General features: G+C 66.2%; 17 protein-coding genes. 10 read left to right on the forward strand and 7 right to left on the reverse strand.

Annotation, left to right across the window (positions count from 1 at the left end):
* Window positions 1-96 precede the first annotated feature (96 nt).
* From EV560_RS23300 to EV560_RS23335, 8 genes are all read left to right on the forward strand, one after another.
* Complete coding sequence (locus EV560_RS23300; protein ID WP_131858226.1) at window positions 97-1,149, forward strand: TRAP transporter substrate-binding protein; 1,053 nt, start codon at window positions 97-99, stop codon at window positions 1,147-1,149.
* A gap of 10 nt (window positions 1,150-1,159) precedes the next feature.
* The gene (locus EV560_RS23305) at window positions 1,160-1,663 is read left to right on the forward strand and encodes a TRAP transporter small permease (protein WP_131858227.1); all 504 of its coding nucleotides are present in this window, start codon (window positions 1,160-1,162) and stop codon (window positions 1,661-1,663) included.
* On the forward strand, window positions 1,660-2,979 hold the full coding sequence (locus EV560_RS23310) for a TRAP transporter large permease (RefSeq protein ID WP_131858228.1): 1,320 nt from the start codon (window positions 1,660-1,662) through the stop codon (window positions 2,977-2,979). The genes EV560_RS23305 and EV560_RS23310 overlap by 4 nt, the downstream gene beginning before the upstream one ends.
* Before the next feature lie 21 nt (window positions 2,980-3,000).
* On the forward strand, window positions 3,001-3,315 hold the full coding sequence (locus EV560_RS23315) for a rhodanese-like domain-containing protein (RefSeq protein ID WP_131858229.1): 315 nt from the start codon (window positions 3,001-3,003) through the stop codon (window positions 3,313-3,315).
* Between the two features lie 86 nt (window positions 3,316-3,401).
* Window positions 3,402-4,352, forward strand: a complete 951-nt coding sequence (locus EV560_RS23320) for a YiiG family protein (protein WP_131858230.1) — start codon at window positions 3,402-3,404, stop codon at window positions 4,350-4,352.
* A gap of 111 nt (window positions 4,353-4,463) precedes the next feature.
* Window positions 4,464-6,773, forward strand: coding sequence for a xanthine dehydrogenase family protein molybdopterin-binding subunit (locus EV560_RS23325; protein ID WP_131858231.1), 2,310 nt, complete (start codon window positions 4,464-4,466; stop codon window positions 6,771-6,773).
* A gap of 138 nt (window positions 6,774-6,911) precedes the next feature.
* Window positions 6,912-7,346: a c-type cytochrome gene (locus tag EV560_RS23330; RefSeq protein WP_131858232.1), complete on the forward strand. Its 435-nt coding sequence runs from the start codon at window positions 6,912-6,914 to the stop codon at window positions 7,344-7,346.
* An 81-nt stretch (window positions 7,347-7,427) separates the two neighbouring features.
* Window positions 7,428-8,369, forward strand: coding sequence for a cytochrome c (locus EV560_RS23335; RefSeq protein WP_131858233.1), 942 nt, complete (start codon window positions 7,428-7,430; stop codon window positions 8,367-8,369).
* Between the two features lie 27 nt (window positions 8,370-8,396).
* On the opposite strand, the gene EV560_RS23340 is transcribed toward EV560_RS23335, so the two are convergent.
* Both EV560_RS23340 and EV560_RS23345 read right to left on the reverse strand, forming a co-directional pair.
* Window positions 8,397-9,191 (reverse strand): SGNH/GDSL hydrolase family protein, encoded by a 795-nt coding sequence (locus EV560_RS23340; protein ID WP_131858234.1) that lies wholly within the window; start codon window positions 9,189-9,191, stop codon window positions 8,397-8,399.
* Complete coding sequence (locus tag EV560_RS23345; RefSeq protein WP_131858235.1) at window positions 9,188-9,457, reverse strand: hypothetical protein; 270 nt, start codon at window positions 9,455-9,457, stop codon at window positions 9,188-9,190. Before EV560_RS23345 ends, EV560_RS23340 begins: the two co-directional genes overlap by 4 nt.
* A 165-nt stretch (window positions 9,458-9,622) precedes the next feature.
* On the opposite strand from EV560_RS23345, the gene EV560_RS23350 reads away from it, so the two are divergent.
* Together EV560_RS23350 and EV560_RS23355 are read left to right on the forward strand one after the other, a co-directional pair.
* Window positions 9,623-10,333, forward strand: coding sequence for a response regulator (locus EV560_RS23350; protein ID WP_131858236.1), 711 nt, complete (start codon window positions 9,623-9,625; stop codon window positions 10,331-10,333).
* Window positions 10,330-11,685 (forward strand): sensor histidine kinase, encoded by a 1,356-nt coding sequence (locus EV560_RS23355; protein WP_131858237.1) that lies wholly within the window; start codon window positions 10,330-10,332, stop codon window positions 11,683-11,685. The genes EV560_RS23350 and EV560_RS23355 overlap by 4 nt, the downstream gene beginning before the upstream one ends.
* A gap of 27 nt (window positions 11,686-11,712) precedes the next feature.
* Here the strand turns inward: EV560_RS23355 and EV560_RS23360 are convergent, their stop codons facing one another.
* The 5 genes from EV560_RS23360 to EV560_RS23380 form a co-directional block, all read right to left on the reverse strand.
* A complete protein-coding gene (locus tag EV560_RS23360) occupies window positions 11,713-11,976 on the reverse strand; it encodes a hypothetical protein (protein ID WP_131858238.1) in 264 nt (87 codons plus the stop codon).
* A gap of 27 nt (window positions 11,977-12,003) precedes the next feature.
* Entirely contained in the window at window positions 12,004-12,381 is a 378-nt protein-coding gene (locus EV560_RS23365; RefSeq protein WP_131858239.1) for a DUF6481 family protein, read from the reverse strand.
* Window positions 12,382-12,404: 23 nt separating this feature from the next.
* Window positions 12,405-12,668, reverse strand: a complete 264-nt coding sequence (gene rpsU, locus EV560_RS23370) for a 30S ribosomal protein S21 (protein WP_131858240.1) — start codon at window positions 12,666-12,668, stop codon at window positions 12,405-12,407.
* Window positions 12,669-12,812: 144 nt separating this feature from the next.
* Window positions 12,813-13,022: a cold-shock protein gene (locus EV560_RS23375; protein ID WP_131858241.1), complete on the reverse strand. Its 210-nt coding sequence runs from the start codon at window positions 13,020-13,022 to the stop codon at window positions 12,813-12,815.
* A 202-nt stretch (window positions 13,023-13,224) separates the two neighbouring features.
* On the reverse strand, window positions 13,225-13,845 hold the full coding sequence (locus EV560_RS23380; protein ID WP_131858242.1) for a helix-turn-helix domain-containing protein: 621 nt from the start codon (window positions 13,843-13,845) through the stop codon (window positions 13,225-13,227).
* Between the last annotated feature and the right edge of the window lie 94 nt (window positions 13,846-13,939).

Genomic DNA, 13,939 nt, shown 5'->3' on the forward strand with positions numbered 1-13,939 from the left:
TCATACGCATAACTCAGATGAGCCATTCCCGCTGGGAATGGCTCATCGCATTGCGGCAGCGGAGCTTCGGCCAACCGCTCTCCTGGGGAGGGGATCATGACTTTCGACCGCCGTACTTTCCTGACGCTCGCCGGCTCGGCTGTCGCTGCTCCGGCCGTGCTGCGTGCCACCCGCGCCAATGCGCAGGAGGTGACGCTGAAGATGCATCACTTCCTGCCGCCAGTCTCGAACGGCCATGCCAAGTTCCTGAAGCCCTGGGCCGACAAGGTCGCGGCCGAATCGAGCGGGCGCATCAAGATCGACATCTTCCCGTCGATGCAGCTCGGCGGCACGCCGCCGCAGCTCTTCGATCAGGCCAGGGACGGCGTCGCGGATCTGGTCTGGACATTGCCGGGAAATACGCCGGGCCGCTTCACCGGCATCGAGGCGTTCGAACTGCCCTTCGTGCCGAACAAGCGCGCGTTGGTGAACTCGTTGGCCCTGACCGACTATGCCGAGCAGCATCTCAAGGACGAGTTCAAGGAGGTCAAGCCGATCTGCTTCTGGGCGCATGATCACGGGCTGATCCATGCCAACAAGCAGGTGAAGACGATGGAGGACCTCAAGGGTCTGAAATTGCGCTTCCCGACCCGTCTCGCCGGCGAGGCGCTGCGTGCGCTCGGCGCCAATGCCATCGGCATGCCGATCCCGCAGGTGCCGGAATCGCTGGCGCAGCGCGTCATCGACGGCTGCGTCGTGCCCTGGGAGGTGGTGCCTTCGATCAAGGTGCAGGAACTGGTCAAGTACCACACCGAGATCCCGGGCTCGCCGACACTCTATGTCGCGACCTTCGTCCTGGCGATGAACCGGGCGAAATACGATGCGCTGCCGGCCGATCTGAAGGCGGTGCTCGACAAGAATTCCGGCCTCGCCGCTGCGGCCATGGCCGGCAAGGTCTGGGACGAGCAGGCGGTCGTCGTCTCCGAGATGGTTCGCAAGCGCGGCAACACGATCACGGTGCTGGAAGAGGCCGAAGCTGCCCGCTGGCGCAAGACCACCGAGCCGGTGATCGAGGGCTGGGTCAAGACCTGCAAGGACAAGGGCCTGGACGGCACAAAGCTGCTCGAGAGCGCCCGCGCCGCCCTGGCCAAGCACGAGAAAGCCGCCTGACGGCACGCGAATGGCTGAGCCGAAAGACCAGAGGCCGCTGTCGGGATTCGACAGGGCGGTGGAGGCGGTCGCCCTGATCGGCGGCCTGCTCCTGATTGCGCTTGCGAGCATGGTGGTGGTCAGCGTCACCTTGCGCAGCGATCTCGTCGGGGAGGCCGGCGTTCCCGGCGATTTCGAGCTGGTGCAGATGGCGACGGCGGTCGCCGCTTTCTGCTTCCTGCCCTACTGCCAGCTCAAGCGCGGAAATATCTTCGTAGACACGTTCACGCTGAGGCTGCCCGCTCGCTGGCACAACGGGATCGACGCGGTCTGGGATGTCGTCTACGGGCTGGTGATGACGCTGATCGCCTGGCGGCTCGCGGTCGGCGCCCGTGCGGCGCTCGCCAGCGGCGAGAACACGATGGTCCTCGGCTTTCCCAGCTATATCCCGATCGCGATCTGTGCCGTGCTCGCCGTGCTGGTCGCCGCCGCCGCCTTCGTCAGCGCGCGCCGGCTCGTCGGAGCCCGCACGTGAGCGGGGCCGCCCTGGCGATCATCGGCTTTGCGGCATTGCTTGCGCTGATGGCGCTGCGCCTGCCGATCGGACTGGCGATGATGCTGGTCGGCGGGCTCGGCTATATCCAGCTCAACGGGTTCGAGCCCTTCCTGAACTATATCCGGACCACGCCCTACCAGATTTTCGCCAATTACACGCTCTCGGTGATCCCGCTCTTCGTGCTGATGGGTGCCTTCGCCGAACGTTCGGGATTGGCGGCCGACCTGTTCAAGGCGGCTTCGGCCTTTGTCGGGCATCGCCGCGGCGGGCTCGGCATGGAGATGATCGGCGCCTGCACCGGTTTCGGGGCGATCTGCGGCTCCTCGGTCGCGACCACCGCGACCTTCGCGCGCGCGGCGCTGCCGCAGCTGCGCCGCTACAATTACGATCCCGGCTTCGCCTGCGGCGTCACCGCGGTCGGCGGCACGCTCGGCATCCTGATCCCGCCCTCGGTGATCCTCGTGGTCTATGCGATCTCGACCGAGCAGAACATCGCCAAGCTGTTCAAGGCGGCGCTGATCCCCGGCCTTATGGCGGCGGCGATGTATTGCATCACCATCGCGATCATGACGCGGCTCGACGGCACGCTCGGCCCGGCGCATGAGCGCATCCCGTGGCGCGCACGCTGGCGGCCGCTGCTTGGTGTCGTTCCGGCGCTGCTCGTCGCACTCATCGTGGTCGGCGGCATCTATGGCGGCGTCTTCACGCCGACCGAAGGCGCTTCGGTCGGCGCCTTCATCATGCTGCTGATCGGGCTTCTGCGGCGCACGCTCGGCTTTTCCGAGATCAAGCAGGCGATCCTGCAGACGGCCGAGACCTCGGCGATGATCTTCGCCATCCTGCTCGGGGCGGAAGTGTTCAATGCCTTCCTGGCCCTGACCCAGGTCCCGACGGCGGCGGCCGAGATGATCGCGGCCTCCGGCTGGCAGCCCTATACGGTGCTGATCGGGCTGCTCGTCTTCTATATCATCCTTGGCGGGGTGATGGACGAGCTCGCCATGATCCTGCTGACGCTGCCGGTCTTCTTCCCGATTGTGACCGCGCTCGATTTCGGCATGCTGCCTGATGATGTCGCGATCTGGTTCGGTATCCTCGTGCTGATCGTGGTCGGTATCGGCATGACCTGCCCGCCGATCGGCCTCAATGTCTTCGTCGTCGCGTCGCTGGCGCGCGACGTGCCGGTGACCCGGATCTATCGCGGCGTGCTGCCTTTCGTGCTGTCGGACATCATCCGGCTCGGCATCGTGGTGGCATTTCCGGTGCTCACTCTCTATCTGGTCAGGTTACTGGACTGAGAGAAGCGTGAGGCTCGCCCCATGACCGTGAATGACCTCGACATCGACGACATCAAGGCCGGGCTCGCCGATGACAGCATCCTGATCGTCGACGTGCGCGAGCCGCATGAATTCGCGGCCGGGCATATTCCCGGCTCGGTCTCGCGACCGCTCTCGCAATTCAATCCTGCCGACCTTCCCAATGAGCCGGGCAAGCGCATCGTGCTCTCCTGCGCTGCCGGCGTGCGTTCGCTGCGCGCGCTCGAATTCGCCCAGTCGGCGGGGCTCGATATCGACAGCCATTACCTCGGCGGCTTCAAGGACTGGGTCATGCAGGGCGAGCCGGTCGAGCATTGAGCATCGCCGGTGCGGCGCCGCCGGACGTTGCCAGGCCGTGCGCCAGGGCTGATACACTTCGCTCGAAAATGCTCCGGGGTCTCGCGATGACTGCCTCCCGCCTGCTTACCCTGTCATTGGCCGCTCTGTTGGGCACCGCCGCGGCGGCACCGGTCGCGCTTGCTCAGGTGCCATCGCAGGAGGCTCGCCGTCCGGCTGAGGATGCCGAGCTGCAGGCGGCCATCGCCAAGGCGAATGCCTATACGGCGCTCGCCAACCGCACGCTGCGCGCAATCGATTCGTGGAACCGCTACAAGAGCTGGGTCGACATGAAGCGCGGCCCGACGGGCAAGGAGCGCTATATCGATTACGGCATGTACAGCCTCTACGACGTCACCGGAGAGATCGCCAAGGCCGAGGCCGCCACCGCGAATCCCCCGGCGCAGCCGGAGCTCGACGGCTCGGTCCGGCGCTACATCAAGGCCTATCAGGAGCTCGCGCCGCTGGTCACCCGGGGCGAGCGCTACTACGATCGCAAGGACTACCGCGACGACGGCGCGGCGGAGGGGCGGGAGCTCCATGTCAGGATGGTGCCCGCGGCCGAGATTTTCCTGCGCGAGCGCGCCGCCTTCGACCAGCAGCTCAACGCCTACAAGAAGATGGTCGATGCCCGCGACCTCGCCGCAATCGAAGCTGCCGAGGGCCGCTCAGCCCGCTGGCAACTCCGCAACATCATGATCAATGCCCGCGCGGTAATGGACACGATGCCGAGCAACGAAAAGCCGATCGTCGACCTCAAGGCCTTCGACGAAGCTCTCGCGGGCTATGCCGCAGCCATTCGCGAGATGGACCGCTTCAAGGACGCCAATCCGTCGGGCGTGCCGATGATCGAGAGCTCGGCCGGTTCTTGGCTGGGTTCGCTGCGCGATTTCCGCGACAAGCTCGGCCGCGCCAAGGGTGATGTGCGCAAGGGCGCCGCCAGCGATGCCAACCGGCTGGTCTCCAGCTACAACATGATGATCAGCATGTCGGAAGGCGCTGCGCGCATGATCCGCTGAGCCGTAGCGCAACCTGCGCCCGGCGCATCGCAGCCCGCGCCCGGGCCGGGGTGACGCAACGCCTTTCCTGCTTCAGTTTTCTCATTCGACTTATCCGAAGGAAGTTTGCCGATGCGTCCGATGAAGTTCGGAATGGGCCAGCCGATGCGGCGGGTCGAGGACCAGCGCCTGACCACGGGCTCTGGCCGCTATACCGACGACACCGCCGTCGAGGGCGCGCTGCACGGCTATGTGCTGCGCTCGCAATATGCGCATGCGAAGTTTGCGATCCGCGACAAGGACGCTGCCAGCAAGATGAAGGGCGTCAAGCTTGTCCTGACCGGCGAGGATGTCGCTCATCTCGGCGGCCTGCCCTGCAAGGGGCTGATCGCCAGCATCAGCGGCGAGCCGGTGGAGCCGATGCCGGTGCCGGTGCTGCCGCTCGATATCGTGCGCCATGTCGGCGAGGCAGTCGCCTTCATCGTCGCCGAGACGCTTGATCAGGCGCGTGATGCGGCCGAGGCGATCGACATCGCCTGGGATCCGCTCCCCTCCATCACCGGCATCGAGGAGGCGCTCTCCGACGGCGCGCCGCTGGTCTGGCCGGATCGCGAAGGCAATGTCGCCTTCGAAGCCGGGCAGGGCGATGCCGAGAAGACCGAGAAGGCCTTCGCCAAGGCCGACCGCACGATCTCCGTCACGGTGGTCAACAACCGGCTCGCCTCCAACTACATGGAGACGCGCGCCTGCGTCGCCGAATACGACAAGGCCACCAAGCGCTGGACCCTGACCATGGGGAGCCAGGGCAGCCATAACATGCGCGAGATCCTGGCCGACTACATCCTCAAGGTCGATCAGTCGCGCATCCGCGTGGTCACGCCGGATGTCGGCGGCGGCTTTGGCACCAAGCTGTTCATGTATCGCGAATACCCGCTGACCATGGTCGCGGCCGAGAAGCTGAAGCGGCCGGTGCGCTGGGTCTCCGACCGCACCGAGCATTTCCTCGCCGACACGCATGGCCGCGCCAATCTGGCGACCGCGACGATGGCGCTCGACAAGAAAGGCCGCTTCCTCGGCCTCAAGGTCGATCTGCGGGCCGAGATGGGCGCCTATCTCTCGCAATACGGACCCTTCATTCCCTGGGTCGGCACGACGATGACGCCGGGCTGCTACGATATCCCGGCCGTGCATGTCCGCATCCGCGGCGTGCTGACCAACACGACCCCGGTCGACGCCTATCGCGGCGCCGGGCGCCCCGAGGCGGCCTATCTGATCGAGCGGCTCGTCGATGCGATCGCGCGCGAGCTCGGCAAGACGCCGGATGCGGTGCGCGCGCTCAACTTCATCAAGCCAGAGAATATGCCGCACAGGACGCAGACCGGCCCGGTCTACGATTCCGGTGAGTTCGAGGGCCATATGCGCCGCGCCATGGACGTGGCGGATTGGACGGGCTTCAAGACCCGGCTCAAGTCGTCGAGCAAGTCCGGCAAGATCCGCGGCATCGGCATGGCCTGCTATATCGAGGCCTGCGGCGGCGGCGGTCCGGAGAGCTCGACCGTGATCCTCGAAAAGGACGGCACGGTTACCGTGCTGATCGGCACGCAATCGAACGGGCAGGGGCATGAGACCGCCTATTCGCAGCTCGTCGCCCAGCATCTCGACATCCCGCTCGATCGCGTCCGCGTCATCCAGGGCGACACCGACCGTGTCGCGACCGGCGCCGGCACGGGTGGCTCGCGCTCGATCCCGGTGGGCGGCGCGGCGCTCGACAAGGCCTCGGGCATCCTCACCGACAACCTGAAGCAGCTCGCCTCGGAGAAGCTCGAGGCCGGCATCGGCGATCTCGAGATCGTCGAGGGTGCGGTGCGCGTCGTCGGCACGGATCGCGGCCTCGATCTCACCGCCATCGCGGCCCTGCCGGGCGCGACGCCTGAGATGCTGAAGGTGCATCAGAGCTGGCAGCCGCCGGAGGCGACCTATCCGAACGGCACGCATATTTGCGAGCTCGAGGTCGATCCTGCGACGGGTGGCACCGAGATCACGAACTATGTCGTGGTCGATGATTTCGGCGTGACGCTGAACCCGATGATGCTGGCCGGCCAGGTCCATGGCGGCGCGGCCCAGGGTATCGGCCAGGCATTGATGGAGGAGATCCGCTTCGACGATTCCGGCCAGATGCTGACCGCGACCTTCATGGACTACGCGCTGCCACGCGCGGCGGATATCCCGAATTTCCATTTCGAGACCCGCAATGTCCGCTGCGTCACCAACACGATCGGCGTGAAGGGGGCGGGCGAGGCCGGTGCGATCGGCTCCTGCCCGGCGGTGATGAACGCGATGGTCGACGCGCTCAACCGCGCTGCCGGCATCAGCGCCATCGACATGCCGGCGACGCCGAACAAGGTGTTCGGCATGCTGAAGGACGCCGGCTACCCGCTTTGACGCAAGGACGGGTTTGCTTTGCCGCAAACCCGCTCGCGAAAATGCGACTTGGCGATGTCGTGATCATGAGTTGATCTGGAAGCATTCCAAACGGCGTCGTCCGGCGCCGTATCTCAAGCCCTTGGAGTGCCCGAGCTCATGATCCGCGTTGCCTTGGTCGCCGCCTGCCTGACGATCGGCCTTTCCGCCGTCGTCGCCCAGACGAATCCGATCGTCGAGCGCCAGAACACGATGAAGTCAATCGGCGCCGCGACCCGTGACGGTGCCGCCATCGCCAAGGGCGAGGCGCCGTTCGACGCCGCCAAGGTGCAGGCGATCTTCAAGACCTATTCCGACTCCGCTAAGAAGATGGCGACGCTCTTCCCCGATGGCAGCCAGACCGGTGACAAGACCACTGCCGCGCCGAAGATCTGGGAGGACCAGGCCGGCTTCAAGGCCTCGCTCGCCAAGTTCGACAGCGAGGCCAGCGCCGCCTCGGCCGCCGCGACCGACCTCGCCAGCTTCCGCACCGGCTTCGGCAACGTGACCAAGAATTGCGGCACCTGCCACGAGACCTACCGCGTCAAGCGCTAGACCTGATACGGTTATGCACGCGCTGGCCGAACCTTTCGCGGCCAGCGCGCGTTCGTGCCAAGGTCGTGCTAGGAAAGGTCGATGCGCCGTCTGCTGATCACGCTTGTCGTCTTCATCCTGCTCGGACTTGGCGGGTTCGTCGTGCTGACCGATCCGCGCGTGGTTTCGCCCGCGCCTGAGATCGGCACCTTGCCGGCGCCCGATATCGAGAACGGCAAGGTGCTCTTCACGATCGGCGGCTGCGCGTCCTGTCATGCCACGCCCGGCCAGGACGATCGGCTGAAGCTCGGCGGCGGGCTCGCTCTCGCCTCGCCCTTCGGCACGTTCCACGCCCCGAACATCTCGCCCCATACGCGGGACGGCATCGGCAATTGGGGCGTGCAGGATTTCGTCGACGCCATGGCGACGGGCACATCGCCGCGGGGACAGCACTATTATCCGGCCTTCCCCTATACCTCCTACCGGCTGATGCCGCCCAAGGCGCTGGCCGATCTCTTTGCCTATATCCGCACCCTTCAGCCGGTCGAGGGCAGGGCCCCCGACCATCAGCTCGCCTTCCCGTTCAACATCCGTCGCCTCGTCGGCGGCTGGAAGCTGCTCTATTTTGACGGGTCGCCATTCCGGCCCGATCCGAGCAAGAGCGAGGAATGGAATCGCGGCGCCTATCTGGTGCAGGGCCCCGGCCATTGCGCCGAATGCCATTCCAGCCGCAACCGGTTCGGCGCGATCATCCAGGCGACGCGCTTCGCCGGAGGCCCCGATCCTGAAGGCAAGGGCACGGTGCCGAACATCACCCAGCATGAGGAAGACGGCATCGGCAAATGGTCGAAGGCGGAGATCGCCGAGTTGCTGAAGACCGGCTTCACGCCGAGCTTCGACAATGTCGGCGGCTCGATGGCGGCGGTCATCCGCAACACCTCGCAGCTCTCCGATGCCGACCGGCTCGCGATGGCGGAGTTCCTGAAATCCCTGCCGGCCGTGCCGAGCCCGCCGAAGCCGAAGGCGGCGCAGGCAACGAACTAGAATCGATCGCTGGCAGCCGCGCCGGACTCAGTTCCGGCTACGGGTCTGGTCCGCCGTCCTGATCGACGGGGGAGCGGAGAGCAAGGGGCAAAGATCGCGCTCGAAGCGGGCAAAGGCGCCGGCATAGTTCGTGAGATGCACGCCGTCGAAGAGCGGAACTCCGCTTGCGAACGGATCGACGAAGTTGCAGCCCGGCTCGCGGCACGCCGCCTTCAGAACGGTGCTGAAGCGACGGGCGAGGCCCGGCGAAAAGCCTTTGGCACGAGCGGGATCGAGCGGCGGCACCGCCGTGACGATGATGTGTCGGGTCTGGCCGCCGAGCAGCGCGAGCAGCGTTCCGGCCGAGCTCTCGAAGCGTGAGAGCGCCGTGTCCGGATCGCCGATGCGCCGCTTCTGGGCGTCATTGGTCCCGATCGTCAGAATGATCGCACGGGGCGGGCGCGACAGCGGCAAGTCGGCGAAGAAGCGCGCATAGGATTGGGCCGTGGCGCCGGAAAGCCCGGCATTCACCACCGGGAGCCCGCAGAGTGAACGCACGAACCAATGTTCGGCATGGGAGTCGCCCGCAACCAGAAGGTAGTCACTGTCGAATTGCCGCAAATGCGCGCCGATCGTCTGCACCCGCGCATCGCGATAGGAGGCGCTGTCGGAGGCCGGTGCGCTGCTCATCTGCCCGAAGGCCAGGCCGGCCGCGCCACCCAAGATCGCGGCGACCGATGCAACGCAAAGGACAATACCGCCGGCGAGTGCCGGGCAGGCCCGCGCGAAGGCGACGAGCTTTGCCAGCCTTCCGGCGCGTGATGGCTGTGCGAGCTGGATCACAGGCGTCCCCTCCCTTGCTCGGCCCGGCAGGCTTCGACCCGCCGGAGATCGCGCGAGGCGAAGGCGGTGTCGCGGCCGGTGACGGGGTCGCGGTAGCCGCGCAGCCAGCAGCCGCCATCGGGCAGCAGCAGGTTGTCGCGGCTGAGAAGTGCCGGGAGGAAAGCGAGCCAGAGCAGGATGGCGGCAAATGCGACGAGGAGAACACCGCTCCGGCGATGGCGGACCTTCGCGGGCCGGGTTTCTTCAAGGCGGATGGGAAAGGGCATGATGCGGACCGAGATTGACGTTGATGCCAGCTTCGGTGGGGTGTTTTGCGGAAAGACGGCCGCCGAGACGGGATTTTGTGTCGCCGGGTTTCCAATCCTGCGCCGGAAACAAAGGGAAACATGAAGATGCGAGCCCCGCTCTCCCGTTCCGGCTAAGACGGGACGATGAACCGAAGCCCTCATATCCTCCTGGTCGAGGACGACCGCGAGATCGCGACCCTGGTCTCTCGTTTCCTGCGTGGCCACGATCATCGCGTCAGCCACGTCACCAATGGCCGGGAGATGGATGCGAGCCTGCGCGCCGGGCGCTTCGACCTCGTCGTGCTCGACCTGATGCTGCCGGGGGAAGATGGGCTCAGCATCTGCCGGCGGCTGCGCGATGCCGGAACGGTGCCGATCATCATCCTCACTGCCAAGGGCGAGGAGATCGATCGGATCCTCGGCCTCGAAATGGGGGCGGACGACTACCTGGCCAAGCCGTTCAATCCGCGCGAACTGCTCGCACGGATTCGCGCCGTGCTGCGCCGCGTCTCGCCGGCGGGGGAGATCGGCAGCGATGCCGTCATTGCCTTTGCAGGCTGGACGCTCGACAAGGCGACGCGCCGGCTCTTCAATCCGGCCGGTGCGCGTGTTGCCCTGACGGGCGCGGAATTCGAATTGCTGCTCGCCCTCTGCGAGCGCCCGCGGCGTGTGCTCTCGCGCGATCAGTTGCTCGACCTGACGCAGGGCCGCTCGGCCGGGCCCTTCGAGCGCTCGGTCGACGTGCTCGTCAGCCGCCTGCGCCAGAAGATGGAGCGCAATCCGCGTGAGCCGGAGCTGATCCAGACCATTCGCTCTGGCGGCTACATGTTCTCGCCTGAGGTCGCGCCGCGATGATACGACTGCTGACGCAACTGTTGCCGGCGCGCGCGGTCACGCAGCTTGCGGTGATCGTGCTTGGGGCCTTCGTCCTGGTGAACCTGGTCACGGCCGTGATGCTTCTGGTGCTGCTGCCGCGCGAGCTGCGGCGGCCACCGGAATTCCCCTATGTCGTCGAGCTGGCGACGATCGCACGCCAGATCCATGCCGCGCGGACGGCCGAGGCGCGGGCGGTCGTCCTCGATGCCGCGCTGGCGGCACAGCCGCGGCTCTCGCGCCTGCCTTCCTCCGCGACGGCGAGCAACCGCCAGTTGCCCCCACCGGACAGTGCGATGGTCGCCGCGCTCGCAGCACAGCTGAGCGGCATAGCCGAGGTGCTGCCGCTCGACCGGCCGGATGCCGCGACGCCCGGTCCCCCCGGCATCGGCCTGCGCTTCCCGGAAGGCACGGGCATCGCGATGGCGCCGCCGGAGATGATGCGGCCGCCGGGCGGCGGCGCCATCATTGTCCAGTTGCTCGTGACGCTGGCGACCCTCGCCACCCTGATCGCCCTGCTGACGCTATGGGCGGCGCGAGCGGTGGTGTCGCCGCTGTCGCGGCTGGCCGAGGCGGCCGACCGCTTCGATCCGGACCGGGGCGGCGAGATCACGGTCGAGCGTGGACCGCTGGAGGTCAAGCGGCTGGCATCGGCCCTGAGCACCATGGCCGCACGCATCCGGCGACTGGTCGACGAGCGTACGCGGATGCTGGCTGCGGTGAGTCACGATTTGCGCACCCTGATCACGCGCCTCAGGCTGCGAGCCGAGGAAATCGCCAATCCGGGCCGGCGACGTGCCATGCTGGCGGACCTCGCCCTGATGGAGCGGATGGCCAATGACGCGCTGTCATTCCTGCGCGAGGGACGCGCTTCGGGCAATATGGTCGCGACCGACCTTCCGGCCCTGCTGCAGACGATCTGCGATGATTTCGCCGATCTGGGGCATGACGTCGTCTATGTCGGGCCGGACCGCGTCTCTGCGCTGTGCGATGCCGACCAGATGACGCGGGCCGTGACGAATCTCGTCGACAATGCGCTCAAATTCGGCGGCAAGGCCGTCGTGCGGCTCGACGACGGCGATGAAGGCAGCGTCGCCGTCAGCGTCGAGGACGACGGTCCCGGGATCGCGCCCGCGGAGCGCGACAAGGTTCTGGAGCCGTTCTACCGTAGCGATGCCGCGCGGACGCTGCGCGATGATGGAGGCTTCGGCCTTGGCCTGGCGATCGCCCGCGCCATCGCCGAGGCCCATCGCGGCCAGCTCTCACTTCGGGGACGCAGCGGTGGCGGGCTCGAGGCGCGAATCTCCTGGCCCCGGGGGGGCCGCTATCCCTGACCAGATGCCGTTTCACTCGAAAACGCCCTAGCGGGCCGGCGTATGCTTTCGCGGCCCGCGGCCTTGCTTGCCGTCCTCGGCTGCCGCGGCAGCGGCGGCTGCCTGGGCATCGGCAGCCTCCTTCGCCAGACGCAGGGCTCGCAGGCGTGCGGTCTTTTCCGCCACGGCCTTCCGCTCGACCTGCTCGGCTTCCAGAATGCGCGACATTTCCCGGGTTCGTGTCTCGGCCTTGTCGGCCACCACCTGAGCCCGGCGCTTGGCCTCATCAAGAGACAATCGCTTGTTCGGCATGATGAGCCCTCCGGTTGCGTCGTCGTCTCAGCGGCGTCTTTTACCGGCAGCGCGCATCTGCGCGTACTGAACCGCTTCGAGCAGCACCTTACGGGGGCGCTCGGCATCGCGCCTGGCCTGCTCGGCCTGGCGGGCGGCTTCACGGGCCAACTCGGCCTGGCGCTCTTCCTCTTCGAGGCGAGCACGCTCGATCAGGGCAAGGCGTTCGGCCTCAGCGCGAGCGGCAGCCTTCTCGGCTTCGCGGATGGCACGGGCCTCGGCAACGGCCTGACGCTCGGCGCGGCGCTGCTGCATGATAGGGTCGTCGGTGCCGGGTCTCGCCTTAAAACGCTCCAGCAGTGCCTTCTTGGCGTTGGCGGAGTCGGATCGGCGGTCAGCGAAGCTCTGGTGGTTCGAATGAAACAATGGGGCTTTCCTGTGTGTCTGGGTCAGATGGCGGCTGCCGGGCGCGGAGCGCGGGCGGGCCGCGGCTTGGGCTTGGGCGCTGCGATCAGGCCTTCACGCTGGGCCTGCTTGCGGGCGAGTTTGCGGGCACGTCGCACGGCCTCCGCCTTCTCGCGAACGCGCTTCTCGGAAGGCTTCTCGTAGGCCGAGCGGCGTTTCATCTCGCGGAATATGCCTTCACGCTGCATCTTCTTCTTGAGGACGCGCAGGGCCTGCTCGACATTGTTGTCACGAACGAGAATCTGCATTCAGAACTCCTTTCAGAAAACAAAAGGGCCGGGTTTTATCCCGACCCTTGGTCCGACCGCGCTATCTGTGGTCCGGAAGGAAGGGCGCCAGTACATCCGTGGTCGCCGTTCGATCCGAAGGATCACCGATGCGCAGTCATGCGATCACTCAGCCCGCAGATTGTCGGCGGACATCTTGCCCGAGCGCTTGTCCTGGACAAGCTCGAACGTGATCTTCTGGCCTTCGCGAAGATCGCGCAGGCCAGCGCGCTCGACGGCGCTGATGTGGACGAAAGCGTCCTGTCCGCCGTCATCCGGCTGAATGAAGCCGAAGCCCTTGGTGGAATTGAACCATTTGACGGTACCGGTAGCCATAGAAGTATCCTTCTCGCAAAGCGTTGCTGCGCGTGAGACGACGCCTCACACGGTTTCGATTTTGAGCAGGAAGTTCGTCAGCTGGAGCGCAATAGCAGCGCAGGGGCCAATTCGTTCGGCCTAAGATCGAACCGCTTATATGATTGATTGAGCCTGATTTGTCAATTCAATCGGTCGTGGCGATGCCAGATCGGCTCCGGAGCTACTCCATCACCGCCGCTTTGAGGATGCAGACCATCAACGCGCTGCCGGGCTGGTCGCCGACGCAGCGGACGATATGGCGCCGGTCACAGCGGTAGCGCAGGGTCTCACCCGCCTTGGCGCGCTGGATCACGTCGCCGACCTCGACCTCGAATTCGCCGGCGCTGACCGAGAGCGACTCGATCGAGCCGCGCTGGTGGCCTTCGGAATCGAGCTCGCCGCCGGGCTCGGCCTGAACCTCGTACCATTGCAGCCATTCGACCGTCTTGATCCAGCCGATGATGGCGAGGCGCAGCTTGCCGTCCTCCGAGACCAGGATCGGGGTGTCGGCGCGGGTGGTCTTCTCGATGAAGGCCTCTTCCTCGCCGCTGGAGAGAACGCGCTCGATCGAGATGTCGAGGGCCTGCGACAGGCGCCAGATCGTCGCCAGGGTCGGGTTGGTCTCGTTGCGCTCGATCTGGCTGATGATCGACTTGGCGACGCCGGACTGCTCGGCAAGCTCGGAGAGCGAGAGATTATAGGCCTTGCGCAGTCGCTGGATCGTCTTGCCGAGCTGGCCCGAGATGACCTGGGCGCCCGATTCAAGCTCGCGACCGCTGCGTTCCTTCGTCTCGATGCCCATGCGGCTGCCTGTCACTCAGTCCGTTTGTGAAAGCGAACATAATCGTTTGTCCAAGCGGACAATGCCTTGTCCGGAGCCGGGGAGCAAGCAAAGG

Origin of the sequence: Allobosea sp. BK604 (assembly GCF_004341515.1) — a bacterium.
GTDB lineage: Bacteria > Pseudomonadota > Alphaproteobacteria > Rhizobiales > Beijerinckiaceae > Allobosea.

What these genes read in the sequence shown, in the direction of transcription:
- EV560_RS23300 (WP_131858226.1), top strand. Translation starts at nt 97, where the DNA reads ATGACTTTCGACCGCCGTACTTTCCTGACGCTCGCCGGCTCGGCTGTC.
- EV560_RS23305 (WP_131858227.1), top strand. Translation starts at nt 1,160, where the DNA reads ATGGCTGAGCCGAAAGACCAGAGGCCGCTGTCGGGATTCGACAGGGCG.
- EV560_RS23315 (WP_131858229.1), top strand. Translation starts at nt 3,001, where the DNA reads ATGACCGTGAATGACCTCGACATCGACGACATCAAGGCCGGGCTCGCC.
- EV560_RS23320 (WP_131858230.1), top strand. Translation starts at nt 3,402, where the DNA reads ATGACTGCCTCCCGCCTGCTTACCCTGTCATTGGCCGCTCTGTTGGGC.
- EV560_RS23325 (WP_131858231.1), top strand. Translation starts at nt 4,464, where the DNA reads ATGCGTCCGATGAAGTTCGGAATGGGCCAGCCGATGCGGCGGGTCGAG.
- EV560_RS23330 (WP_131858232.1), top strand. Translation starts at nt 6,912, where the DNA reads ATGATCCGCGTTGCCTTGGTCGCCGCCTGCCTGACGATCGGCCTTTCC.
- EV560_RS23335 (WP_131858233.1), top strand. Translation starts at nt 7,428, where the DNA reads ATGCGCCGTCTGCTGATCACGCTTGTCGTCTTCATCCTGCTCGGACTT.
- EV560_RS23345 (WP_131858235.1), bottom strand. Translation starts at nt 9,457, where the DNA reads ATGCCCTTTCCCATCCGCCTTGAAGAAACCCGGCCCGCGAAGGTCCGC.
- EV560_RS23350 (WP_131858236.1), top strand. Translation starts at nt 9,623, where the DNA reads ATGAACCGAAGCCCTCATATCCTCCTGGTCGAGGACGACCGCGAGATC.
- EV560_RS23355 (WP_131858237.1), top strand. Translation starts at nt 10,330, where the DNA reads ATGATACGACTGCTGACGCAACTGTTGCCGGCGCGCGCGGTCACGCAG.
- EV560_RS23360 (WP_131858238.1), bottom strand. Translation starts at nt 11,976, where the DNA reads ATGCCGAACAAGCGATTGTCTCTTGATGAGGCCAAGCGCCGGGCTCAG.
- rpsU (WP_131858240.1), bottom strand. Translation starts at nt 12,668, where the DNA reads ATGCAGATTCTCGTTCGTGACAACAATGTCGAGCAGGCCCTGCGCGTC.
- EV560_RS23375 (WP_131858241.1), bottom strand. Translation starts at nt 13,022, where the DNA reads ATGGCTACCGGTACCGTCAAATGGTTCAATTCCACCAAGGGCTTCGGC.
- EV560_RS23380 (WP_131858242.1), bottom strand. Translation starts at nt 13,845, where the DNA reads ATGGGCATCGAGACGAAGGAACGCAGCGGTCGCGAGCTTGAATCGGGC.